This window comes from Mycetocola manganoxydans, from assembly GCF_003667545.1.
GTDB lineage: Bacteria > Actinomycetota > Actinomycetes > Actinomycetales > Microbacteriaceae > Mycetocola_A > Mycetocola_A manganoxydans.
Window position 1 is genome coordinate 1 of sequence record NZ_RCUV01000018.1, and the last position, 23,050, is coordinate 23,050.

A 23,050-nucleotide genomic window follows, 5' to 3' on the forward strand; every position below is an offset into this window, starting at 1 on the left:
CCGCCGAACGACTCGACAAACTACTCTTAAACCCACACACAAACACCGGTGTTGCGTGACTACCTAGAATTCGCCCCAACGCGGAGCACCCTTTGGGACCGATCGATCGGCCGAACGACCCTTTGGGACCGATCAACTCCCGCCGAACCTCACACTCATGCTCTAGACACCGCGCGTCGCTGCACGCAAGCTCGAGTCGCCACACTCTGCGCTCCGCAAAAGCGATGTACAGCAGATTCTGGCCTTTCGTCGCACCGGACGAGTCGCCGACGCACCGACGCCCCGACGCCCCGACCCACCTCAGCGGCGGTACGGGAACGGACGCCCCACCGTTCCGCGGCGCTCGGCCGCATAGTGCTCGCCCAGGCGCCGGAAGCCCTCGTCGAGCGACACCGCAGGCGTCCACTCGAGGTCGGCGCGCGTGCGGCGCTGGTCGAACCAGTGCGCCGTCGAGAGCTGCTCGGCCAGGAATCGCGTCATCGGCGGCTCGTCGACGCCGGGCTTGATGCGCCAGACCGCTTCGATGAGCGACCCGGCGGCACGGGCGACGGATGCCGGCACGCGCCACCCCGGGGAACTCACGCCTGCGGCAGCGCAAATCCCTGCGAGCAGTTCGGCCACCGGACGCGGTTCACCGTTGGTGAGCACATACGCCCGACCGTGCACCTCGTCGACCCTGGCGAGTGCCGCCGCGATCGCTGACGCGGCGTTGTCGATGTAGATCGTGTCGATGAGCGCGGCACCTGAGTCGAGGAGTGGGAGCCGCCCGTGCCTGGCCCGCTCGACCACGCGTTCGACGAGTTGCGTATCGCCGGGTCCCCAGACCAGGTGCGGCCGAACCGCGACCACGCGGAGCGAGGGCGAGTCTGCGGCGAGCGCAAGCAACTCCGCCTCAGCCTTCGTGCGCGCATAGTCCCCGCGAGCGTGCGCCGGGTCGGCGGGCAGCGCGTCGTCACCGACGATCGACGAGCCCGAGTGGGCGACAGACGGCGACGACACGTACACAAAGCGTTCGATCCCGGCAGTTCGCGCGGCATCGAGCAGGGTCCGGGTACCGCCCACGTTGACGCGGTCGAAGTCTGCGGGGTCCCCGGCGAGCGAGACCTTCGCGGCGAGGTGTACGATCGCGTCGCATCCGTCGACGGCGCTTGCGACGGCATCCGCGTCTGTGATCGAGCCGAGCGCATCCGTCGCACCCGAAACGCCGGACGGGCGGCGCTGGAAACACCGCACCTCATGGCCCGCTGCAATCAGCTCAGCCGCGACAGCCCTCCCGAGCAAACCGCTGGCGCCGGTGACGAGCACTCTCACGGGGCGACCATCCGCCCGCCGGAGAGGATGCCGTCCGCCCAGGTCGAAAGCGCCGACCGGTTGATCTTCGAATTGTGCCGGATGTCTGTGGGTAAGCGGGGCACGACGAGAACGGCAGCAAGCGGCACGTCCACCGCGTCGCGAATCGCCTCGGCGAGCTCAGGACTTGCAAGCGAGACCCGCCGGGCGGGGTTCGTCGTCTCGACGACGGCGACGACCTGCTGCAAACCGCGTGGTCCGACACCGACGATCGCCGCACGGGCGACCTCGAACACCGACTGGGCCTGCAACTCCGGCTGAACCGGGGTGACGACGCCGTCCGCCGTAACGAGCACATGTGGCATCCGCCCCTCGACCCACAGTCGCCCGACTTCGTCGAGGTGTCCGACGTCCCCGGTGCGGTGCCAGCGCTCCCCCGGGATACCGCCGAGTCGACTGGCCCGGTGGGTCAGCCACAGCCGGTCGTAGTGGTCTTCGACGTGCGGCGCAGAAACGAGGATCTCCCCGGTGACGGATGCCGCATCCGTCAGTTCCCCTGTCGCGTGCCCGTTGTCGTCGAGCGGGGAAATACGCACGCGCGTCGGGCCTGACGGTGTGCCGACACAGACGCCGCCAGCGCCGTCCTGCGTCGCAGCGTCGCGGATGCCGTCGAGCGTGATGTCGGTCATCAGCAGCCCCTCGGTCATGCCGTATGGCGTGTGTGCCGTTGCCGACGGCATGAGTGCGGAGATTGCCGCGAGAAGCGGCTCCGAAACGGGAGCACCGGCCGAGAGGAACTGTTCCACGCCGTCAAGAGCGCTGCGGTCGTCGTCAGTCAGGGCTGCGGATGTCGCCACGACGTTCGCGACGGCGGCCGGCGACAGGAACACGACGGTCGCGTCGACGGCCTTCACCGCGGCGGCAACGGCGGTCGCCGTGAGCGTCTTCGGTGCTGTCACGTCCATGTCCGGCGTGACGGAGCGGGCGCCGAGGGCGGGACCGAGGAGCGCGAACGGGGCGAATCCGGCGACGAGTCCGGTTCCGACGCCGACACCGTATTGGGCGGCGAGCGCGTCGCGTACGGCGGAGAGCTGCCCGTGCGTGTAGACGACACCCTTCGCCGGGCCGGTCGATCCGGATGTGAAGAGGATCGCTGCGGTGTCTACGGCGGCCGGGGGTTCAGGCATCCGTTCATCCGCGCCGAGGGCGACGAGTTCCGCGAGCGAGTGCGAGACGCCGAGCGCACGCCGCAGCGGCGCCGGGTAGGTCGTTGTCGAGATCTTCTGACCCGGCCAGCCGAGCGCTCGCGCTGCGCTGAGGCCCGGCGTCGCACCGATGACATGATCCGGGCAGGCTCCACGGACCGCGCGGGTCAGCCCGCCGAGTCCGAGACCGGCGTCCGCGACGACGACGATGGCACCGATGCGCAGGCACGCGTAGAGGACGGCGACGAGGTCGGCACTCGGCGGGATGAGGAGCGACACCCGGTCGCCCTTCTTCACGCCGGCAGCGCCGAGCCCCGAGGCGAGCTGACGCACGCGCTTCGACAGGAGCTTCCACGACACGACACGGGGAGCGTCACCGCTTGGCGGGACCATGTCGATCACAGCGGCGTCGTCGCTGCCCTGCAGTTCGTCGAGGTAGTGCCAGAGAGGGGCGCGTTCCTCCTCGACGGGAGCGGCCGGCAGCTCTTCTGCGGTGCGGATGCGATCGCCCAGCCAGGTGAGGACGGCTGACGCGTAGTCCACGTCCTCAGCGAGCAGGTGCCCGGCACCTTCGAAGCGGTGAACGTCGGCGTGTGGCATCCGGTCGATCAGGTCGTCGAGGTAGCGGTCGCTGAAGATCGGGTCGCGCGGACCCCAGAGCATCAGTGCGGGCACGCGAAGTTTCGAGACGCCGTCGGCGATGCGCTCGAGCTCGTCCCAGCTCTCGTGATCGGCATCGACGGGGATGTCGGCAACGAATCCACCGATCCCCCCGCGACGCTCGGCACCCCGATATGGCGCACGGTAGCCGTCCTTCACCGCTGACCGCAGCGGCGGGTGTGCGAGAGACAGGGTCGTTTCGAGGAACGCCGGCGTGAGCACGGTTCCCCGGCCGAGAATGCCGGGCTGTAGCGCGAGCCGCAGCGGCGCAGGAATCGGCTTGTTCTCGGGCTGGTGCACCGCGGTGTTCAGCAGCAGCACGCCGGTGAGCAGTTCCGGGTGGTCGACCGCCCAGCCGAGCGAGACGACACCGCCCCAGTCGTGCCCGAGCGTGAGTACCGGTCCAATCAGGCCGAGCGCGTTCGTGAGGTCACCGAGGTCCTGGACACGCCGCGCGAGCGGGCGCCGGGTACCCGTGCGCTCCGAGAAGCCCATGTCGAGCTGGTCGACGGCGATCACGCGCCACGCGTCGCCGCCAGACGCTGCAGCATCCGTCGCGGCATCGACGAGTCGGCGCCACAGGTACGACCAGGTCGGATTTCCGTGCACGCACAGGATCGTCCCGACCGGCTCGACGCCGAGCTCGGCGAGCCGGTCGGCATTGTCGAGAAGGTGCCAGCCCCGATCGACGGATGCTCCACGCTCGGTCACGCGCACGACGCGCGAGAAGGAAGGATCGAGTCCGTCGAGACCGGCGGGGGGAAGCGTCGCCGGAGCGAGGGTGCCGCCGACGGCGGGCAGCCGCCCAGTCACCAGGCGATTTCCATCATGGCGGTGTTCAGGCCGGACCCGACACCCATGAGAAGAACCCGGTCCCCGGGACGGAGGCTCGCGGTCTCCCGATCGAGGGTTATCGGGATGGACGCGGGGCCGACGTTTCCGAGCTTCGGGTAGGTGAGCGGGACGCGATCGCGGTCGATCCCGACTGCTTTGATGATGGCGTTCGTGTGCACGTCGGAGACCTGGTGCATGATGTAGCGGTCCATGTTCGACCAGGTCCAGTCGCGGCGTGCTTCTTTCCAGGCAGAGACGACGAGTTGCATCCCGCCCTTGAGCAGGGCCTTGGCATCGGTGAACATGCCGTCGACGCTGCCGACGCAGAGTTCGTTGAACTGGGTCGCAGCGCGGGTGACGCCGCCGAGGATGCGGTGTCCACCCGGGTTCGTGTCTGCCCGGCCGAGAACGGCGGCGGCGGCCCCCGAACCGAGGGTGAGGCTCGCGAACTCGCTCATGAAGTCCTTGCGGCCGATTCCTTCCCGGCCGAGGCGTTCGATGGTGTTGTTCTGGATGTCATCGGCGTCTTCGCCGTCGATGATCATCGCGTATTCGATCTGCCCGGAGTCGATCAGCTGCGCGGCGAGGCTCATCCCGTTGACGAACCCGAGGCATGCGTTGGCGATGTCGAAGTTGATCGCGGACGACGGCAGCCCGAGACCGTGGTGCAGCTTCACCGCGACCGAGGGCTCGAGGTGCTTGCGGGTTACGGACGTGTTGATGAGGAGCCCGATCCGGTCCGCCGAAACTCCGGCGGAGGCGAGGGCCCGGTTCCCGGCGTCAACCGCAGCACGGTCGAACGACTCGGTCTCGTCCCAGTTGCGGCGTTCGTGCACGCCGGCGACGCGCTGGAGCAGTCCGGTGGGAAGCTTGAGCCGCTTCAGAACCGGGTCCAGCCGGGAGTCGATCTCCTCCGAGGTGGTGATGCGGGAGGCGAGGGTGGTCGCGACAGACAGCAGCGCGACGTTGCGATGCGTGGTCGTTGCGTTTCCATCCAATGGGAACTCCCTGTCGACGTGTGAAATCGGCGCCGAAAATCGCGCCCCTCGATTTTACGTCCCCGTCGCCTGATGGTTGACCGGGCTTGCGCTCGACCCCTCGAGGCTGCGTAGGCGACGTGAACAATGTGAAAAGCCCCAAGGTGGCGAGACCTTGGGGCTACATGGGAAGAGGCTTTGAGAGCCTTTCCCCGTAGCAGGAGCGGGATTCGAACCCGCGACCTCACGATTATGAGTCGTGCGCTCTCACCAACTGAGCTACCCTGCCGCGAAACTTCGCCCGGGCTTACCGAGAAAGTAACGAGCCCCGAGTCGGGTTTGAACCGACGACCTCTTCCTTACCAAGGAAGTGCTCTACCACTGAGCTACCGGAGCGTGACCACACAAAATGGCACCAGTAGAGAATAGCATCACTCCGGAGCGTTCCCCGACCGCTTAGCCCTGACCGCACGCTCGCCGTAGCATTGGGCCAGGACGATCCCATGACTGAGAAGCCGAACACCCCGACTCTCGACCTTGTGCTCAGTAACCGATACCGGCTCGTTCGCCTGATCGGATCCGGAGGCATGGCGAGTGTTTATCGAGCCCACGATGAGGCGCTCCGTCGGGATGTCGCCATCAAAATCTTCCGCGCCGCCGCTACCGGCCCCACGGAACTCCGCCGCCAGGCGAGTGAAATCTCCCTTCTCGCGACTCTGACGCATCCCGGTCTCGTCGCCCTGTTCGACGCGGGCACCGACGAATCCGACCCGCTCAACCCGCGGTCGTACCTGGTGATGGAATTGATTCGGGGCTCGGACCTCCGGAACGCCATCGATGAGAAGGAACTGCGCAGCGAAGACATCCGGGCCATCGGCGCGGACCTCGCCGACTCGCTGCACTTCATTCACAGCAACGGGGTCGTCCATCGCGACATCAAACCGGCCAACATCCTGCTCGCCCACACGAATGGCACGGATACCCGCCCGCACCCCAAGCTCAGTGATTTCGGTATCGCCCGACTCGTCGACGACAGCAGGCTGACGGCGACATCGTTCACGGTCGGATCGGCCGGCTACCTCAGCCCGGAGCAGGCCCGTGGCGACGACGTAGGACCGCCCACCGACGTCTACTCTCTCGGACTCGTCCTGCTCGAGTGCGTCACCGGTCAGCGTGCGTTCAGTGGGTCAGGCAAGGAGGTGGCGTTCGCTCCCATCACCCGTGACCCCCAGATCCCCGAGGGACTCGATCCGATCCTCGCCGAGACGATCGCCGCGATGACGGTACGGAACCCGAGCGACCGCCCGACCGCGCACGAAGTCGCGTTGGCCCTGCGGGGAATCGCCCCGATCCACGGGTTCCGCAGGAGCGCCGATGCCGAGACGGATGCCACGGCCGCGATGACCGCGCCAACGTCAGCACCGACGGAGGCGGAGGCGCAGCACTCGAACACCGAAGCGTCGCCTGCCGCGCCGGCACCCGACATCACGGCTGTCCTCGAACAGGGTCCACCGCCCATCCCGGACGCTCTGGGGGCCACACCTCGCCGGCGCCGCACCGCTCTCATCGTGAGCATCGTCGTCACACTCCTTCTCATCGCCGCTGCCGCTTTCGGAATTCCGGCGTTGAACAACGCGAACGACCAGACCACCCCGATCGAGTATCCAGCGGTGCCAGGCACGATCGGCGAGCATCTCGAGGATCTTCAGGAAAGCGTGGAACCGTGAAAACCTCCGCTCGAGCAGCCGCAGCCGGCGTCGTCCTCGCTCTCGCGCTGTCCGGATGCCAGGCAAGCTCCCCCGATCTGAGTACCGAAACGGCGGAACAACTCCAGTCGCGGGTGCTATCGATCACGACCTCGGTGGCGAATGGCGACCACACTGCGGCGATGGAGGCCCTCGCCGTTCTCGAAACGGAACTCGATGCCGCCGCTCAGGACGGCACCGTCTCGTTCCCACGCCACCAGCGCATCGAAGCGGCGCTCGTGACCGTGCGCTCGGACGTCCAGGCCGCCCTCGATGCCGCCGTGCCGGAACCAGAACCAGAACCAGAACCAGAACCAGAACCAGAACCAGTCACCCCGGCCCCACCCGTCACTGACGACGACGAGGGGGACGACGACGGTGAGAACGGGAACGGGAGCGGGAACGGAAACGGAAACGGAAACGGGAACGGGAAAGACAAGGACAAGCGCGACAATCCCAAGAAGAACAACGGGAACGGCAACGGCAGGGGTTAGCCCCTTCGCCGCCGGTCCCCGCTCAGGGCAGCGTTACTTGACCGCTCCGGCGGTGAGCCCGCTCACGATGTACTTCTGCAGGTACAGGAACAACGCCATCACCGGGAGCGCGGCGAGCACCGCTCCGGCGGCGAAGACGCCCCAGTTGCTCGTGAACTCCTGGGAGACGAACTGGTAGAGGCCGACGGCGAGCGTCTGCTTCTCGGGTGTCACGAGCACGACGCTCGAGATGACGAAGTCGTTCGTCGTCGCGATGAAACTCAGCAGTCCTACAACCGCGAGGATGGGGGCAACGAGGCGCAGGATGATGGTGAAGAAGATCCGAGCGTGCCCGGCTCCATCAAGCTTTGCGGCCTCGTCGAGTGACGACGGAACCGTATTGAAGAACCCGTACATCAGGTACGTGTTCACCCCGAGTGCCCCACCGAGGTAGACCATGATGAGGGCGATCTGGTTGTCGAGGCCCAGGACCGGGAAGATGTCGCCGAGGGTGGTCAGCAGGAGGAAGATCGCGACGACGGCGAGCAGCTGCGGGAAGATCTGAACGATCAGAAGCGACAGCAACCCGATGCGCCTGCCGGTGAATCGCATCCGGCTGAAGCAATACGCGGCGAGGGCTCCGAGGAAGACGGTCCCGATCGACGTCGTGATGCCGATCACGAGAGTGTTCATGAACCACGCCGCGTACGGCTGCTGGGGTGAGTTGAAGAGTGTCGCGTAGTTGTCGAATCCGATGGCCGAGAACAGCCCGTTCGACTGCAGCAGCGTGCCATTCGGGTTCAGTGACGCCGAGAGGACGTACAACAGCGGGAAGACCGAGAAGACGATCATCGCGATGCCGACGAGGTGCCTCCAGCCGGTCGCTGCGAACCAGCGCCTGAACGAGAAAGGCCGCTTCCCGCTGGTGGCTGGAATCGAGGATTTCTCCCGGGGGAGGACGGGTGCCGTGGTAACCATTAGTTGAGATCCTCCAGGGCCTTGGTCTGCCGGAAGCTCACCACGGCGATGATCGCAACGATGAGGAAGATGATGATCGAGAACGCGCTCGCGAGCCCGTAGTCACGGTTCGCACCGACGAAGGCGACCTTGTAGACCATCGAGATCAGAATGTCGGAACCTCCGACGTTGATGCTCGCTGACGCGTCTCGCGGCCCACCGTTGGTGAGCATGTAGATCAGGTTGAAGTTGTTGAAGTTGAAGGCGAACGACGCGATCAACAGCGGAGCGATCGAGACGAGGAGGAGCGGGAACTTGATCCGCCTGAACACCTGCCACGGGTTGGCGCCGTCCATCCTGGCTGCCTCCTGGAGCTCGTCAGGGATCGACTGGAGCGCACCGGTACAGACGAGGAACATGTACGGGAACCCGAGCCAGAGGTTGACGAAGAGGATGCTGCCCTTCGCCAGCCATTCATTGGTCAGCCAGGGGATGTCTGCCCCGCCGAACAGGGTCAGGTTCACGAACCCGAAGTCCTGGTTGAGCATCCCTGCCCAGACCAGCGCCCCGAGGAATCCGGGGAAGGCGTAGGGAAGGATCATGAGCACGCGATAGAACTTGCGTCCCCGCATCCGCATGTCGTTGAAGACGATGGCGAGGAACAAGCCGAGGACGAACGTCGTCGCGACGCTCAGGAGGGCAAAGGCGAAGGTCCAGAGGGTGACGCTGAGCAGAGGCCCGCGGATGCTCTCGTCGGTGAACGCCTTGGTGTAGTTATCCGCACCGACGACGACACTCCAGCCCGGGAGGAGCTCTTCACCGTCGGCCGATGTGAACGCGCCGTTTCCGGTGTCCGCGTAGACGACACCGGTCTCGGTGTTCGTCATCGTATCCGCGGCTTCGTCGAAGCTCAGGGTGGAGAGATAGAGGTACGCGCTCGATCCGTCCGGGGTGCGAAGAGCGCCGTCGTTCGGGTCGTCGGAGACCTGCACGGTCATCGCCGCGATCTGGTCCTGGTTGCTGATGATGTCAGCGAAGTTGAGGGTGTTGTATCCGGCGAGGCCGACAGCTTTGCCACCGGACATGTCAGCGCCGGAGACCTCGTCGAGCGGGGTGTCCGTGTTGCCGAGGAGGACGTCACCGTCCGGGTCGGTGACGAGGAAGTTGAAGGTGCCGAGCTGCTCCACGATCGCCAGGTCGTAGGTGGCTGAATCGGGGACCCGGTATTGGGCGGACTGGATCAGCGAGGTGACCGCGTCGTCCTTGGTGCTGTTGTGGCCGGTGCCGTAGTTGGTGACCGAGATGTAGGCGGTGTAGCCGATCACGAAGACCTGGAAGATGAGAAGGAAGACGAGACCCGGCGCCAGGTACTTGGCCGGCAGCATCCGCTTGGAGAAGTAGATGATGTTGATCGCGGCGGTGAAAACGACGACGATCGCGAAGATCACCCAGTCCTGCTTGAGGAACAGGATGAAGAGAGCGTAGACCGCGATCGCGTCGACGACCGCGAGCAGTCCGATCTTGACCAGAAGCGCGACGACGCCGCCTGAGGCGTGGTCAGCGATGCGCCCAGCGCGCTTCGATCGCTTCGATTCGGCGACTTTGGGAGAAGTGCCGGTGGGCTGCGTGCCTGTACTCATTGTCGCCTCAGTGTTCGTGCCGCCGGCCTCGCGAGGTCGACGGGCAGAGAATGCCGGCCGGGAGCGGATGCTTCCCGGCCGGCGTCTCAGGATTATTCTGCGATCGCAGCCTGGATGTCTGCGGTCATCTTCTCCCAGAGGGAGACGGGGTCTCCGCCGTCGATGATCGCGGCTTCGGTGACGCCCCAGAACTGCCAGACCTTGCCCATCTGTGGGATGGACGGCTGCGGCACACCGTTGGCGCCCACTTCACCGAATGCGGCGACGATGGGGTCTGACGCGGCCTTCTCGAATGCGGCAGAGAGGGCCGGGGGACGCTGTCCCTTTTCGAAGAGCGCCGTCTGGACCTCTTCGGTGCCGATGAAGTTCGTGAGGAACTCGTTGGCGGCGAGGGTGTTCTTGCTCTTGGCCGAGACGAAGAAGCCCTGGACACCGACGAACGGCTGGGCGACCTCTCCACCGGCGGACGGGATCGGGTCGACGGCTACGTCGATGCCGGCTTCCTGAGCGTCGCCGACGTTCCACGGACCGGTGAGGAAGTACGGGCTCGCGCCGGAGTTGAACTTCTCCTTGGCGATGTCACCGGTGACCGTGGTGTTCAGCAGTCCCGCTGCACCCTGCTCACCGAGCCAGGTGGCGAACTCGGTGTTCGCTCCGATCTGGAGGTCCTCCGGGTTGTAGCTTCCGTCGTCGTTGGTGCCGAAGACTGGGGCGCCGAACGAGGTCTGGAACGGGTACAGGTGGTACGGGTCGCTCTCGGGTCCGACCTGGACGAGGAACGGGAACTCGGTGCCGGCGGCGGTGCCGTCAGCGACCATGTCGTTGTAGTCGGTCGGGGCTTCGGGAGCGAGAGCGGTGTTGCGGAGGAGAGCGATGTTCTCGATCGCATACGGCAGACCGTAGGTCTTGCCCTCGTAGCTCATCGCCTGGATCGCGACGTCTTCGAAGTCAGCGGCCTTGTCGCCGAGTTCGATCGGCTGCGCGACACCGTTGGTGACGAAGTTGCCCAGCCAGTCGTGCGCACCGATGGTGATGTCGGGTCCCTTGCCCGACGGGACCTGGGCGATGAACTCGTCCTGGATCTTGGCGAAGTCCTTCTGGACGAGCTTGACCTTGACGCCGGACTCCGCGGTGAAGTCCGCTGCTGCGTCCTTGAGCACAGGGGCGCGGTCGGCGTCGACCCAAACCGTGAGTGTCGCGTCGGACTTGGAGTCGTCGCTCGCAGCGTCGCCTCCCCCTGCGCAGCCGGCGAGCGCCAGCGTCGCGACGGCAGCGAGCGCGCCTGCCTTCAGAAGTGAAGAGTTTTTCACCCTCATTGGTGTGTGCCTTTCATCGAATGTGTCGAGTGGATACCGGCCCCATTGCCTCCGCGGATTCCGGGGCTGTTCCCGGTTCCCCTTCGGGGAACTCCTCGTCAGTGAAAGACCGTTCTCTCGGGCCTGCGTACTGCAAGCGTTTCCAGATATACCTGCTCGGTGTGGAAAGTACAACCTGAAGCGAGTATTTGGATGCCTGATCGTGACCTCGTGATATGACGCCCGTAAGCAAGCGCTTACACATTGGCGAGGGGATGGCTTAGAGTGGCGGCATGAATTCGCGCAACAGCACAGAGTGGTGGCGTTCAGCCGCCATCTACCAGATCTATCCCCGGTCCTTCGCTGACGCCAACGGCGACGGCCTCGGCGATCTGCCCGGCATCACGTCGCGGCTCGACTCGCTGAAGTCGCTCGGCATCGACGCGATCTGGCTCTCGCCATTCATGACGAGCCCCCAGAAGGATGCCGGCTACGACGTCGCCGACTACTGCGACGTCGACCCCATCTTCGGAACCCTCTCCGACTTCGACGCGATGACCTCGAAAGCGCACGACAGCGGCATCCGCGTCATCATCGACCTCGTTCCGAATCACTCTTCCGATGCTCACCCGTGGTTCCAGGCCGCACTCGCGGCGGGGCCCGGCTCACCCGAGCGCGCGCGCTACATGTTCCGCGATGGCAAGGGTGAGAACGGCGACACCCCGCCGAACAACTGGGAGAGCGTCTTCGGCGGGCCAGCCTGGACCCGCACAACGAACCCGGACGGCACCGCCGGCCAGTGGTACCTGCACATCTTCGACTCCAGCCAGCCCGACTTCGACTGGACCAATGAAGAGGTTCGCGAGATGTTCCGCGGCGTGCTCCGGTTCTGGCTCGACCGTGGTGTCGACGGATTCCGGGTCGACGTCGCCCACGGCATGATCAAGGCTGACGGCCTGCCCGACTACACCCCTCCCGCCGAAGGCGGCAGCATGGGCGGCAACACGCCGCTCGGACTCGAGCCGGGAATCGACGACATCGCGACCGAGGAAGACGAGGGCGCACCCTACTGGGGCCAGGAGGGTGTTCACGAGATCTACCGCGACTGGCACCTCGTGCTCGAGGAGTACGAGGGCGACCGAGTCCTCTGCGCCGAGGCCTGGGTCTACCCGCTGTCGAAGATGGCGAAATGGGTCCGCCCGGACGAGATGCAGCAGGCGTTCAACTTCCCGTACCTCGAGACGCCGTGGGAGGCATCCGCTCTCCGCACTGTCATCGACGAGTCCATCGAGGCGTTCGGCGCTGTCGGTGCACCGAGCACCTGGGTTCTCTCCAACCACGACGTCGTGCGCCACGCCTCGCGACTGGCACTGACCGCCGAGAACCCGCAGGGTCACGGCATCGGGCCGAAGAGCCCGGGCCAGCCGATCCGCGAGGTCGGCCTGCGTCGCGCCCGCGCGGCGTCTGCGCTCATGCTCGCCCTGCCCGGCGGCGCCTACCTCTACCAGGGTGAGGAGCTCGGCCTTCCCGAGGTCATCGACCTGCCAGACGATTCGCGCCAGGACCCCACCTGGTTCCGCACGAACCGTGAGAAGTATGGTCGTGACGGATGCCGCGTGCCGATTCCGTGGGAAGCGGGCGCTCCCGCCTACGGCTTCAACGACACGGGCGCGGCCTGGCTGCCCCAGCCGTCCGACTGGGACCGGTACGCCCGCGACTCGCAGGCCGGCGTCGAGGGCTCGACCCTCGAGCTGTACCGCGAAGCACTGCGTCTGCGCCGCGAGCACACGCTCGGGCTCGGCACCCTCTCGTGGGTCGACGGGCTCCCGGATGCCGTCGCGGCCTTCAGCAACGGAAACGTCACCGTGATCGCGAACACGGGAGACACCGCCGTCGCACTGCCGGAAGCCTTCGCCTCCGCCGAGGTTCTGCTCGCATCTGCGGAGTTCGACGGAGCATCCATCGGACCGGACTCGACCATCTGGGTCCGCACCCCGTAACACCGGGGTGTCGGAAGGGCGGGGAGCTTCGGCTCCCCGCCCTTTCGCGTGCGCCAACGGCATCCGTTCATCCGTTCATCCGTTCATCCGTCGCGAGTTTTGGGCACCCGGGAAGAACTGGACCTGAAACGGTGTTCCCCCCGGAGACGGCCCGAGCGGGCCGGCGAAAGGACCACCATGACCATCGTCGTCACCGGCACAACCGGAGCCCTCGGCCGCCACATCATCGACCACCTGCTCAACCGTGGCGTCAGCCCTGCCGCGATCGTCGGGGTCGGCCGCAACCGCGACAGGCTTGCCGAGCTTGCGAAGTCCGGCGTTCGCACCGCGTCCGTCGACTACTCCGATCCGGGCACCCTCGACGCCGCGTTCGCCGGCGCCGACACCCTCATGCTCGTCTCCGGCAACGAGGTTGGGCGACGCGTCGAGCAGCACACCAACGTGATCGAAGCGGCCAAAAAGGCGGGCATCTCCCGCATCGTCTACACGAGTGCACCGCAGGCTGACACCTCCGCGCTCATCCTCGCGCCGGACCACAAGGTGACCGAGCAGCTCATCCGGGACTCCGGCATCCGCTTCACCATCCTTCGCAACGGCTGGTACACCGAGAACTACGCCGCCACCATCGAGCAGGCGCGGGCGACCGGCGTGTACCTGGCAAGCAGCGGTGACGGCAGAATCGCGAGTGCGTCACGGACGGATTACGCCGAGGCGGCGGCGGTCGTGCTGACGACCGACGGTCACGACGGGCGCGTCTACGAACTCTCCGGGGATGCCGCGTGGGACGGAACCGAGATGGCGGCCGCTCTCAGCACGGTCACCGGGCGCGACGTGGTGTTCTCATCGGTGTCGCCAGACGAGCACCGCACCGCCCTGCTCGCAGCAGGCGTCGACGAGGGAACGACGGGCTTCCTCGTCGCCCTGGATCAGAACACCCGGGATGGGCTGCTCGGCTCGACAACCGGCGAACTCTCGCGCCTGATCGGCCGCCCGACGACTCCGCTCCTCGAGGGACTCACCGCGGCAACGGCTCTCAACGCGTGAGGTGACCTGAGTCAGGACGCTGTCTTGCTGTGCACCAGTCGGGCGATGTAGTAGAGCACGGCTCCGACAGCGAGCAGGATGCCGCCGAACAGCCACACGAGTGGCTCCTGCTGGGTGAGCAGCAGGATGCATGATCCAACCCCGAGGATCGGGATGATCGTCCACACCCGGAAGTGTTCGTGCTCCACCTTGTCCTTGCGCAGCACGAGCACCGAGATGTTCGTCGAGATGAACACGAACAGCAAGAGGAGAACGACGGTTTCGGCGAGCGTTCCGAGATCTCCGATGAGCGTCAGCAGCATCGCGACGACGGTGGTGGCAACGATCGCGACCCACGGCGTCCTGCGCTTCGGCAGCACCCGGCTGAGCGGGCTTGGGAGCAGACCGTGCTCCGACATCCCGTAAGCGAGCCGGCTCGACATGATCATGGTGAGCAGCGCACCGTTCGCAACAGCGACGAGAGCGATGAGGCTGAACAGCCACTCAGGAATTCCGACACCGGATGCCGCGACGACCGCCAGCAATGGACCTGTCGATTCGCTCAGTTCCGACGCCGGCAGGGCGATGGCGCTCGCCAGCCCGACGAGGATATAGACGACACCCGCCGTCGCGAGCGAACCGAACAGCGCGAGGGGATAGACCTTGCTCGGGTTGCGGATCTCCTCCGCAACGTTCGCGGAGGTCTCAAACCCGACGAAGGAGTAGTACGCGACGATCGCGGCACCGAGCGTGGCGACGGCGGGCACGGAGCCCTCCGGGAACTGACCGACGCGGGAGACGTCGCCTCCGCCGTTGCCCAGCATGATGGCGACGACGACAATCACGATGACGAGGCCCGTGAGCTCGATGATCGTCATCACGACGTTGCTCTTCATCGACTCGCTGATGCCGCGAGCGTTCAGGCAGGCGATGAGCGCGAGGAACACGATCGCCGCGGGGATCGGCGGCACGTCGATGAACGTTGTGAGATATTCGCCCGAGAACGCGAGAGAGAGGCCGGCAGCGCTCGTGACACCGGCAGCGAGCATGCTGAAACCGACGAGGAACGACACGATCGGCACCTTGAACGCCCGCTCGGCGAACACCGCGGCGCCTCCGGCCTTCGGGTACTTGGTGACGAGTTCCGCGTAGGAACCGGCGGTGAGAAGAGCGAGCAGGAGCGCAAGCACGAGTGGCGCCCAGAGCGCGCCACCGACGTTTTCCGACAGCACACCCATGAGGGCGTAGATGCCCGCCCCGAGCACATCACCGAGGATGAAGAGGAAGAGCAGGGGGCCGGTGATTCTGCGATTCAGTTTGGTCGGCGGCCCGTCGTCCGTCGTCGGGGTCTGTGGGCTGGTTGCTGCGGTCATGGTGTTTCCTCCGGCTGCAACTGTAGAAGCAGACGCGAATCCTGACCGATTTTCCGTGGGGCCTTGCGCGAATCACCCGGATGAGGCAGCGAGCATCAACCCAGGATGGATGCCTCGGCGCCGGCGTCGAGAAGCAGGTCGTGCAACACGTCGAACAGATCGGGATCGGCGGCCAGGGTGAAGTCGCTGCTCGCGGCAGCGCCGTGCAGTCCCGCGACGCGGGCACCCGCCTCCTGTGCGATGAGAGCACCGGCAGCGTGGTCCCACGGGTTCAGCCCTCGCTCGTAATATCCGTCGAGCCGCCCGCACGCGACGGAGCACAGGTCGAGTTCCGCTGACCCCATGCGGCGGATGTCACGGACGTCGCCGATGAGGTGCTGCACGATGCCCGCCTGCCAGATACGCCGTTCGGCGTTGTAGGCGAACCCGGTCCCGAGGAGTGCGAGCGGCGCCGGCACTCCGGTGTTCGCGCGGATCGCGGAGCCGTTGAGCGTCGCACCCTCGCCGAGCGCAGCGGAGAACGTCTCACCTGCTGCCGGGTTCACGACCGTCGCGGCGAGCGCCTTCCAGCTGTGGGGGTCCGGCTCGCCCTCGACGACGGCGATGCTGACGGCGTAGTTCGGGATGTTGTAGAGGTAGTTGACCGTTCCGTCGATCGGGTCGACGATCCAGGTCAGCCCGCTCGTGCTCGTCGAGGCCGCGGACTCCTCGCCGAGGAAGCCGTCGTCCGGCCTGGCGTCCGCGATGAGGCTGCGGATCAACTTCTCCGATTCGTGGTCGGCGAGCGTGACGACATCCTCTGCCGAGGACTTCGTGGCCGAGACGGTCACGCCTTCGGTGCGCCTCCGGAGAATCAGCTCCGCGGCTTTCTCGGCGATCTCGGTGGCCAGGCCCTGCAACTCGCGTGTCATGGCTTCAACGGTAGACCACTGCCATCACCCGCCGGTTTCGCACTCCGGGTCGACGTCCGGCGGACACGACTCTGGTGCCTTGGATGCGGCCCAGAGTCCGTCATCGGCGATCCGCGTGCGAATCCGCGTGAGCGCTGATTCGAGGGCGTCCTGCTCCGCGGGAGTCAACGGGTCGAACACGGCTTCGCGGACGAAGGTGACGTGTCCGGGTGCCGCCGCGCGAATCGCCGACCAGCCGGCATCCGTCAGAGCGACGTCTTGTCCCCGGCCGTCGTCGCAGGAGATCGCACGTTCGACGAGGCCCTTCGCCTCCATCCGGCCGACGAGGTGGGAGAGCCGACTGCGTTGCCAGCCGAGCTCTGAAGCCAGATCACCGGCTCGCATCCGGTGTTCCTGCGCCTCGGAGAGCGCCGCAAGCACGGAATACTCGGCGATCGACAGGGCGGAGTCGCGCTGAGCCTGCCGGTCGAGCGCCGCCGGGAATCCCCAGATGAACTCCCGAAGGGTCAGCCAGACGTGTTTTTCCCTGTCATCGAGCCAGCGCGCTTGCTGGGAGTCGTCTCCACTCATGCTGCGCTCCTTCCCCGATTAGTTGACATGACAATCAAACTCGGTCAGACTTCATACTGACAGACTAATTGACACATCAACTACAGGAAAGGTCTTCATGACTAAGATCGCCATTGTCACCGGAAGCACCCGTCCAGGCCGCATCAACCGCGGCGTTGCCGAGTGGGTTCTCGCTCAGGCGCAGCTGCGCTCCGATGCAGAATTCGAACTGGTCGACATTGCGGACTTCAACCTGCCGCTGCTTGACGAGGCGTACCCCGCCGCGTACCAGAACTACACGAACGACCACACCAAGGTCTGGTCGGAAAAGATCGCCGAATTCGACGGCTACGTCTTCATCACCGGTGAGTACAACCACACGGTCATTCCCGCACTCACCAATGCACTGTCGTACCTGAACGCCGAGTTCAACAACAAGGCCGCCGGTATCGTCAGCTACGGTTCCGCCATGGGCGTCCGTGCCGCCGAGCACCTCCGCGGCGTTCTGTCCGAGCTGCAGATCGCGCACGTGCAGAAGACCGGCATGTTCAGCCTGTTCACCGACTTCGAGAACTTCAGCACCTTCGCTCCGACCGAGCTGTCCGCCGCGACCGTTGCCCCGGTTCTCGACCAGCTCGTTCCGTGGGCCAAGGCCCTCGAGGCTGTTCGCGAAGGCGCCCTCGTCGCCGCGTAGTTCCGTTTGATCCGACAGGGTGTCTCGCTTCGGCGGGGCACCCTGTTGTCGTTAACGCCGCTCGAGCGCAGGGGGTCTGGAGAAGGCTGCCGCCTGAGACCTCGAGCGTTCGGGGCGAGCGGCCGGCGACCAACGGAAAAACCCCGGCCGTGGCCGGGGCTTTATCTGTAACATCTGTCGCGACTCAGATGTCTCCTCTGTCGCGACTCATCACATCTGTGGCGAGTGAGGGATTCGAACCCCCGAATGCTGAGCAGTCTGATTTACAGTCAGATCCCTTTGGCCGCTTGGGTAACTCGCCAGACGCTCCCGACCGACTTGTACAGACAACCGAAGGCGCGTGAAAATAGTACTCTGTGGCGGTCGATTTCAGCGAATCGGCGGGCTCAGGCCACCGGGGGCAGTTGCAGGAGCGCCCCCTCCGACCGGCAGGTGTGGGCGGCGATGAGCATCGCATCGTCGATAAGCCGCCCCCACTCAGCGTCGCCGGCGGGAACCCCCTCGAGAACGAGCGTGCGAACGGCCGCCGCGAGCGTGGCATCCCCCGCTCCCATCGTGTCGATGACCGGCCCGGGCAGATCCGCGATCGGCCGCGTCACCACTCCGGTCGGGGTGACGACGGATGCTCCGCCCCGGCCGGCCGTCGCCAGGACGTTCGCGGTGCCGGCCTGCCTCAACCGGTCGACGAGGGTACCCAGCTCGACGCCGTACAGCAGTTCGGCGTCCTCATCGCCGACCTTGCAGAGGAGCGAGGCCGACGCGAGGCGCTCGAAGTTGGAGACGAACTGGGCGGCGTCGTGGAGCATCCCCGCGCGCGGGTTCGGGTCGATCACGAGTCGCCGCGACGGGTTCGCCACCGCATCTTCGAGGGCTGCTGACTGCTCGTCATCGTCGAAAGGGAAGCAACTGACGACGACGAGCCTGGCGTCGGCGATCGCGAGCCGTTCCTCATCGCCGAACCCGATCCTGCGCTGCCTCGCGGCCTGGTTGAAGCTGTAGGTCGGTTCGCCCTCACTGCGGTCGCTCGTCGCGCGCGAAGAGCCGAGGAGCGACGGCGTTGCAATGAGCTCAACGCCGTACTGGTCGAGGAATTCGCGGATCCGCTCACCATCGGCGTCGTCGCCGACCATGGCGAGGAGCGTGGTCGGAACGCCGAGCCGAGACAGCCCGACAGCCACGTTGAGCGCGGCGCCGCCGACGAACTCGCGGCTCCCACCGGCATCCCGCAATTCATCGATGAGGGCGTCACCGATCACGACAACCCGTTCGTCTTCCCTGTGCATGCCTGCCCCTCTCGTCCGGTACCGAGGGTCCCACATCGGGATGCTCCGGCGCCACCGCACTCGAGTCCCTGGCATCTGTGCCTTCGGAGCCCGGCGCCGTCGCTAAGCTGACTCGAGCACTCACTGGCAGGTCGGAAGGGTCCCATGGCGGGCATCGAAGAGGTTGCACGTCGCGCGGGCGTCTCGACGGCGACGGTATCGCGGGCATTGAGCGGCCGTGGATACGTGTCCGAGGCGACCAGGGAGAAGGTCACCGCCGCCGCCGCTGCACTCGACTACGTCGTCTCGTCGAACGCATCGAGCCTCGCCTCCGGCCGCACCAGGAACGTCGGTGTCGTCGTACCGTTCCTCAACCACTGGTTCTTCTCATCGGTGATCGAGGGAGCGGAGAGCGCGCTCCTCCGCCAGGGATACGACCTCACCCTGTACAACCTCACCGGGGGCGGCGAAGCACGCAAGAGCGTCTTCGACCACTTCCTCCTGCGCCAGCGCGTGGATGCCGTCATCGCCATCGGCCTCGAACTGACCGAGGCCGAAGTGTCGAGCCTGCACGCGATGGGCAAACCGCTCATCGGTGTCGGTGGACCGATCCCGGGGGTCCTCAGCCTCACCATGGACGACGTGGCCGTCACCCGGCTCGCCACCGAGCACCTCATCGCACTCGGCCACACTCGTATCGCCCACATCGGCGGAGGCAAGGAGTTCGACCTCGACTTCCACCTGCCGAGTCATCGTCGCACGGGCTACGAGGACGCACTGCGGGATGCCGGCGCACCGGTCGATCCCGCTCTCTACCGTCCCGCGGATTTCACCCTGCCCGGCGGCTACGACGCCACAAAACAATTGCTCGGGAGCCCGCACAACCGGCCAACGGCGATCGTCGCCGCGTCCGACGAGATGGCGATCGGCAGCATCCTCGCCGCTCGCGATCTCGGACTCTCCGTGCCGGGGGACCTGTCGGTCGTCGGGATCGACGACCACCAGCTCGCGTCGTTCTTCGGGCTGACGACGGTCGCCCAGTTCCCGATCCGGCAGGGAGAGCACGCCGTCGAAGCTCTCATGCACCTGCTCGAACCGGCTCACGGGGAACCATCGAGCGCAGACGTGCCACTGCCATACGAACTGATCGTGCGGTCGTCGACGTCGCGCCCGCCTGAGTGAAGCTCACCACCCGCCCCTTCCGCCGCGGAAAGCTCTAGGCTGGAGCCATGGCTGATTCATCGTTTGACGTGGTTTCAAAGGTCGACAAGATGGAGGCGGACAACGCTATCCACCAGGCGCACAAGGAGATCGAACAGCGCTACGACTTCAAGGGCACCGGAGCATCCATCGCGGAGTCCGGCGACAAGATCCTCATGAAGGCGAACAGTGAGGAGCGCGTCAAGGCGATCCTCGACGTCTTCCAGTCGAAGCTCATCAAGCGCGGCATCTCCCTGAAGAGCCTCGACGCCGGTGAGCCGTACGCGAGCGGTAAGGAATACCGCATCGAAGCGGAGCTCAAGGACGGGATCTCCCAGGAGAACGCGAAGAAGATCAACAAGATCATCCGCGACGAGGGTCCCAAGGGCGTCAAGAGCCAGATCCAGGGCGACGAGCTGCGCGTGCAGTCCAAGAGCCGGGACGATCTGCAGTCGGTCATCGCGCTGCTCAAGGGCAAAGATCTCGACCTCGACCTGCAGTTCATCAACTTCCGCTGATCTCGCGAACATACCGGTAGCTCCCTTACGCCGCTAGGCTTCGCGCAGAAGCGCTAACGGTTGGAGTCCGGATGAGTGTTCTTGTTCTCGGTGCCGGCCCGGTGGGGTCGACCGCCACCGCGGCGTTTCTCGATCGCGGGACCGATGTTTCCATGGGCACCCGGTCGGGGACCGCAGTTTCGGGCGCCGCCACGGTGCGCGTCGACGCCTCGGACGCCGATGCGCTGACTCGCGCCGCCGACGGTCACTCGACGATCGTCGTGTGCACCAATCCGCCTTATGCCCGGTGGCGCACCGAGTGGCCGCCGATCATCGACGCCGTCGTGCGGGCCGCCCGTGCGACGCACGCGGACATCGTGATGGTCGGGAACCTCTACTCGTACGGAAAAGCGACGATGCCGATGACGGAACGCTCACCGGAGCATCCCGCCGACTCGAAGGGCGAGGTGCGGCGCGACCTGTGGTCGACACTGCGCCGGGCGACCGAGCGCGGTGAGGTGCGCGCCGTCGAGGTGCGGGCGAGCGACTACTTCGGCCCGGGAGCGGGCGCGGACGCGCACCTCGGCACCCGGTTCTTCGAGCCGATACTCGCGGGCAAACGCTCGGCGGCGATCGGGGATCCCGCGCTGCCCCACAGCTGGGCGTACCTTCCCGACCTCGCGAGCACGCTCGTCGCCGCGGCCGAATACACCGGGGACTGGGGCCGGATCTGGCACGTGCCTGCCGCCACCGACCTCAGCCGCACCCAGATCTGCCGGCAGGTGAACGACCGCTTCGGCGTTTGGGGCTCGGTCTCGGCCCTGCCGTCCTGGCTCATCAGGGGAATCGGACTCGCCAGCCCGATGATGCGCGAGGTTGCGGCCTCGAGCTACCAGTTCCGGATGCCGTTTCTCTCGGATGCAGGAGAAACCGAACGTCAGCTCGGTGTGCGCGCCACGGACTGGAACACAGCGCTCGACGCGACGGTCGCGTCCTACCGCCGGTAGCCCGGCCGCGAGTTGCCCACTCTCGCGGGTGTTCGCGCGCCAACACCCGCGAGAGCGGGCAACTCGATCATGTGGATCCGCGGCGGACGAGCAGGCGGCCCCCGAGGCCGACGGCGAGCACAGCGATGCCCGCCGCGATGCCGAGCGGAGGGAGGGTCGCGACGAGGAGAAGACATCCCGCCATGCCGAGCACCTGGAGCCACCGCGGAAAGCGCCGCACCGACCGATCCTGGCCGAACGCGGCGAGGTTGGCGACGAAGTAATACAGCAACACCCCGAACGACGAGAAGGCGATGGCCCCGCGGAGGTCGGCGACGAGCACGACGCTGATGACGACCGCGCCGAGCAGGAGTTCGGCGCGGTGCGGCACCCGGTAACGCGGATGCACCGCCGCGAGCGGGCGCGGAAGGTCGCCTTCCCGCGCCATGGCGAGGCTCGTCCTCCCGATGCCCGCGATGAGGGCGAGCAACGCACCGAGCGACGCCGCCGCCGCTCCCACCTGGACCACCGGCGCGGTCCAGTCCCAGCCTCCCGCCGTTGCGACGTCGACGAGGGGTGCTGCCGAAACCGCAAGCCGCTGGGGCCCGATCGTGCGCAGCGAGACGACGGCGACGACGACGTAGATACCGACGACGATCCCGAGGGCGGTGAGGATGGCGCGGGGGATGGTCCGCGCCGGGTCACGTACCTCCTCCCCCATGGTGGCGATGCGGGCGTACCCGGCGAACGCGAAGAACAACAGGCCGGCGGACTGCAGGATGCCGTAGAGACCGGCGTCGAGCAGACCGGAGCCGGCCGCCAGCGAGCCTGCGGTCGCGCCAGCCGACACCGGCAGGTCAGACCCCGGAGGAGCAGACAGCCCGGCAGCGACGACGACCGCGAGAACGAGCAGCGAGGCGACGACGAGCATCCGGGTGAGGGAAGCGGTCCTGGTCACACCGACGTAATTGACGGCGACGAGGGCGGCAACGGCGAGTGCGGCGACGGGTTTCTCCCAGCCGGCCGGTGCGGCGTATGCGGCGAATGTGAGGGCCATGGCGGCGCAGCTCGCGGTCTTGCCGATCACGAAGCTCCACCCGGCCGCGAACCCCCACCACTCGCCGAGTCGCTCGCGCCCGTACAGGTAGGTGCCGCCGGACGACGGGTACTGGGCGGCGAGCTGGGCCGACGCTGTCGCGTTGCAGTACGCGATGATCGCCGCGAGAACGAGGCCGACGAGCAGTCCCCAGCCGGCTGCGGCAGCCGCGGGAGCGAACGCCGCGAAGACCCCGGCGCCGATCATCGAGCCGAGGCCGATGACGACGGCGTCGCCGAGTCTCAGCCGCCGGGAGAGTGAGGGATGTTGTGTCACGGCTCCCACTCAACCAGAGCGAGGTAAACAGCAGGAACTCGTGAGTTGCCCACTCTCGCGGGTGTGCGCGCCGGCACACCCGTGAGAGTGGGCGACTCGTGAGCTCA

General features: G+C 66.4%; 19 protein-coding genes and 3 tRNA genes. 8 read left to right on the plus strand and 14 right to left on the minus strand.

Features of this window, described 5'->3' with window-relative positions; all coding sequences use genetic code 11:
- Positions 1–300 precede the first annotated feature (300 nt).
- The 5 genes from D9V29_RS12575 to D9V29_RS12595 form a co-directional block, all read right to left on the minus strand.
- Positions 301–1,311 carry an NAD-dependent epimerase/dehydratase family protein gene (locus tag D9V29_RS12575; protein ID WP_121673681.1) on the minus strand — a complete coding sequence of 337 codons (1,011 nt, stop codon included), beginning with the start codon at positions 1,309–1,311 and terminating at the stop codon, positions 301–303.
- On the minus strand, positions 1,308–3,968 hold the full coding sequence (locus D9V29_RS12580) for an alpha/beta fold hydrolase (protein ID WP_229790559.1): 2,661 nt from the start codon (positions 3,966–3,968) through the stop codon (positions 1,308–1,310). Before D9V29_RS12580 ends, D9V29_RS12575 begins: the two co-directional genes overlap by 4 nt.
- Complete coding sequence (locus tag D9V29_RS12585; protein ID WP_121673682.1) at positions 3,965–4,987, minus strand: 3-oxoacyl-ACP synthase III; 1,023 nt, start codon at positions 4,985–4,987, stop codon at positions 3,965–3,967. The genes D9V29_RS12580 and D9V29_RS12585 overlap by 4 nt, the downstream gene beginning before the upstream one ends.
- Positions 4,988–5,181: 194 nt before the next feature.
- Positions 5,182–5,255 (minus strand) — tRNA-Met (locus D9V29_RS12590).
- 35 nt (positions 5,256–5,290) lie between these two features.
- Positions 5,291–5,362 (minus strand) — tRNA-Thr (locus D9V29_RS12595).
- Positions 5,363–5,469: 107 nt separating this feature from the next.
- Here D9V29_RS12595 and D9V29_RS12600 point away from each other — a divergent pair.
- Both D9V29_RS12600 and D9V29_RS14985 read left to right on the plus strand, forming a co-directional pair.
- A complete protein-coding gene (locus tag D9V29_RS12600) occupies positions 5,470–6,693 on the plus strand; it encodes a serine/threonine-protein kinase (RefSeq protein WP_121673683.1) in 1,224 nt (407 codons plus the stop codon).
- Positions 6,690–7,205, plus strand: coding sequence for a mucin-associated surface protein (locus D9V29_RS14985; protein ID WP_183085012.1), 516 nt, complete (start codon positions 6,690–6,692; stop codon positions 7,203–7,205). The genes D9V29_RS12600 and D9V29_RS14985 overlap by 4 nt, the downstream gene beginning before the upstream one ends.
- A gap of 33 nt (positions 7,206–7,238) precedes the next feature.
- Here D9V29_RS14985 and D9V29_RS12610 read toward each other — a convergent pair whose 3' ends face one another.
- The 3 genes from D9V29_RS12610 to D9V29_RS12620 form a co-directional block, all read right to left on the minus strand.
- Complete coding sequence (locus D9V29_RS12610; RefSeq protein ID WP_121673685.1) at positions 7,239–8,162, minus strand: sugar ABC transporter permease; 924 nt, start codon at positions 8,160–8,162, stop codon at positions 7,239–7,241.
- On the minus strand, positions 8,162–9,781 hold the full coding sequence (locus D9V29_RS12615) for an ABC transporter permease subunit (RefSeq protein WP_121673686.1): 1,620 nt from the start codon (positions 9,779–9,781) through the stop codon (positions 8,162–8,164). Before D9V29_RS12615 ends, D9V29_RS12610 begins: the two co-directional genes overlap by 1 nt.
- Before the next feature lie 92 nt (positions 9,782–9,873).
- On the minus strand, positions 9,874–11,097 hold the full coding sequence (locus D9V29_RS12620) for a sugar ABC transporter substrate-binding protein (protein WP_121673687.1): 1,224 nt from the start codon (positions 11,095–11,097) through the stop codon (positions 9,874–9,876).
- A gap of 272 nt (positions 11,098–11,369) precedes the next feature.
- Here D9V29_RS12620 and D9V29_RS12625 point away from each other — a divergent pair, with 272 nt between their 5' ends.
- A complete protein-coding gene (locus D9V29_RS12625) occupies positions 11,370–13,076 on the plus strand; it encodes a glycoside hydrolase family 13 protein (RefSeq protein ID WP_121673688.1) in 1,707 nt (568 codons plus the stop codon).
- A gap of 177 nt (positions 13,077–13,253) precedes the next feature.
- Positions 13,254–14,120, plus strand: coding sequence for an SDR family oxidoreductase (locus D9V29_RS12630; RefSeq protein ID WP_121673689.1), 867 nt, complete (start codon positions 13,254–13,256; stop codon positions 14,118–14,120).
- 11 nt (positions 14,121–14,131) lie between these two features.
- Here D9V29_RS12630 and D9V29_RS12635 read toward each other — a convergent pair whose 3' ends face one another.
- From D9V29_RS12635 to D9V29_RS12645, 3 genes are all read right to left on the minus strand, one after another.
- Entirely contained in the window at positions 14,132–15,472 is a 1,341-nt protein-coding gene (locus D9V29_RS12635) for an APC family permease (RefSeq protein WP_121673690.1), read from the minus strand.
- 95 nt (positions 15,473–15,567) lie between these two features.
- On the minus strand, positions 15,568–16,383 hold the full coding sequence (locus D9V29_RS12640; protein ID WP_121673691.1) for an inositol monophosphatase family protein: 816 nt from the start codon (positions 16,381–16,383) through the stop codon (positions 15,568–15,570).
- Positions 16,384–16,407: 24 nt separating this feature from the next.
- Positions 16,408–16,953, minus strand: coding sequence for a MarR family winged helix-turn-helix transcriptional regulator (locus tag D9V29_RS12645; RefSeq protein ID WP_121673692.1), 546 nt, complete (start codon positions 16,951–16,953; stop codon positions 16,408–16,410).
- A 97-nt stretch (positions 16,954–17,050) separates the two neighbouring features.
- Between D9V29_RS12645 and D9V29_RS12650 the strand changes: the two genes are divergently transcribed.
- Positions 17,051–17,626 carry an NADPH-dependent FMN reductase gene (locus tag D9V29_RS12650; protein ID WP_121673693.1) on the plus strand — a complete coding sequence of 192 codons (576 nt, stop codon included), beginning with the start codon at positions 17,051–17,053 and terminating at the stop codon, positions 17,624–17,626.
- A gap of 219 nt (positions 17,627–17,845) precedes the next feature.
- Here D9V29_RS12650 and D9V29_RS12655 read toward each other — a convergent pair.
- Both D9V29_RS12655 and D9V29_RS12660 read right to left on the minus strand, forming a co-directional pair.
- Positions 17,846–17,927, minus strand: a tRNA-Tyr gene (locus D9V29_RS12655).
- Positions 17,928–18,012: 85 nt separating this feature from the next.
- Positions 18,013–18,909, minus strand: coding sequence for a PfkB family carbohydrate kinase (locus D9V29_RS12660; RefSeq protein WP_121673694.1), 897 nt, complete (start codon positions 18,907–18,909; stop codon positions 18,013–18,015).
- Positions 18,910–19,053: 144 nt separating this feature from the next.
- Between D9V29_RS12660 and D9V29_RS12665 the strand changes: the two genes are divergently transcribed.
- From D9V29_RS12665 to D9V29_RS12675, 3 genes are all read left to right on the plus strand, one after another.
- Positions 19,054–20,070, plus strand: coding sequence for a LacI family DNA-binding transcriptional regulator (locus D9V29_RS12665; protein WP_121673695.1), 1,017 nt, complete (start codon positions 19,054–19,056; stop codon positions 20,068–20,070).
- Positions 20,071–20,117: 47 nt separating this feature from the next.
- A complete protein-coding gene (locus D9V29_RS12670; RefSeq protein WP_121673696.1) occupies positions 20,118–20,606 on the plus strand; it encodes a YajQ family cyclic di-GMP-binding protein in 489 nt (162 codons plus the stop codon).
- A 71-nt stretch (positions 20,607–20,677) separates the two neighbouring features.
- Complete coding sequence (locus D9V29_RS12675; protein WP_121673697.1) at positions 20,678–21,592, plus strand: NAD-dependent epimerase/dehydratase family protein; 915 nt, start codon at positions 20,678–20,680, stop codon at positions 21,590–21,592.
- A gap of 67 nt (positions 21,593–21,659) precedes the next feature.
- Here D9V29_RS12675 and D9V29_RS12680 read toward each other — a convergent pair whose 3' ends face one another.
- The gene (locus tag D9V29_RS12680; RefSeq protein WP_121673750.1) at positions 21,660–22,943 is read right to left on the minus strand and encodes an APC family permease; all 1,284 of its coding nucleotides are present in this window, start codon (positions 22,941–22,943) and stop codon (positions 21,660–21,662) included.
- Positions 22,944–23,050 lie beyond the last annotated feature (107 nt).

Bases quoted from the DNA above. Each gene is read 5' to 3' on its own strand.
- D9V29_RS12600 (WP_121673683.1), top strand. From the start codon at position 5,470: ATGACTGAGAAGCCGAACACCCCGACTCTCGACCTTGTGCTCAGTAAC.
- D9V29_RS12610 (WP_121673685.1), bottom strand. From the start codon at position 8,162: ATGGTTACCACGGCACCCGTCCTCCCCCGGGAGAAATCCTCGATTCCA.
- D9V29_RS12615 (WP_121673686.1), bottom strand. From the start codon at position 9,781: ATGAGTACAGGCACGCAGCCCACCGGCACTTCTCCCAAAGTCGCCGAA.
- D9V29_RS12620 (WP_121673687.1), bottom strand. From the start codon at position 11,097: ATGAGGGTGAAAAACTCTTCACTTCTGAAGGCAGGCGCGCTCGCTGCC.
- D9V29_RS12625 (WP_121673688.1), top strand. From the start codon at position 11,370: ATGAATTCGCGCAACAGCACAGAGTGGTGGCGTTCAGCCGCCATCTAC.
- D9V29_RS12630 (WP_121673689.1), top strand. From the start codon at position 13,254: ATGACCATCGTCGTCACCGGCACAACCGGAGCCCTCGGCCGCCACATC.
- D9V29_RS12635 (WP_121673690.1), bottom strand. From the start codon at position 15,472: ATGACCGCAGCAACCAGCCCACAGACCCCGACGACGGACGACGGGCCG.
- D9V29_RS12640 (WP_121673691.1), bottom strand. From the start codon at position 16,383: ATGACACGCGAGTTGCAGGGCCTGGCCACCGAGATCGCCGAGAAAGCC.
- D9V29_RS12645 (WP_121673692.1), bottom strand. From the start codon at position 16,953: ATGAGTGGAGACGACTCCCAGCAAGCGCGCTGGCTCGATGACAGGGAA.
- D9V29_RS12650 (WP_121673693.1), top strand. From the start codon at position 17,051: ATGACTAAGATCGCCATTGTCACCGGAAGCACCCGTCCAGGCCGCATC.
- D9V29_RS12660 (WP_121673694.1), bottom strand. From the start codon at position 18,909: ATGCACAGGGAAGACGAACGGGTTGTCGTGATCGGTGACGCCCTCATC.
- D9V29_RS12665 (WP_121673695.1), top strand. From the start codon at position 19,054: ATGGCGGGCATCGAAGAGGTTGCACGTCGCGCGGGCGTCTCGACGGCG.
- D9V29_RS12670 (WP_121673696.1), top strand. From the start codon at position 20,118: ATGGCTGATTCATCGTTTGACGTGGTTTCAAAGGTCGACAAGATGGAG.
- D9V29_RS12675 (WP_121673697.1), top strand. From the start codon at position 20,678: ATGAGTGTTCTTGTTCTCGGTGCCGGCCCGGTGGGGTCGACCGCCACC.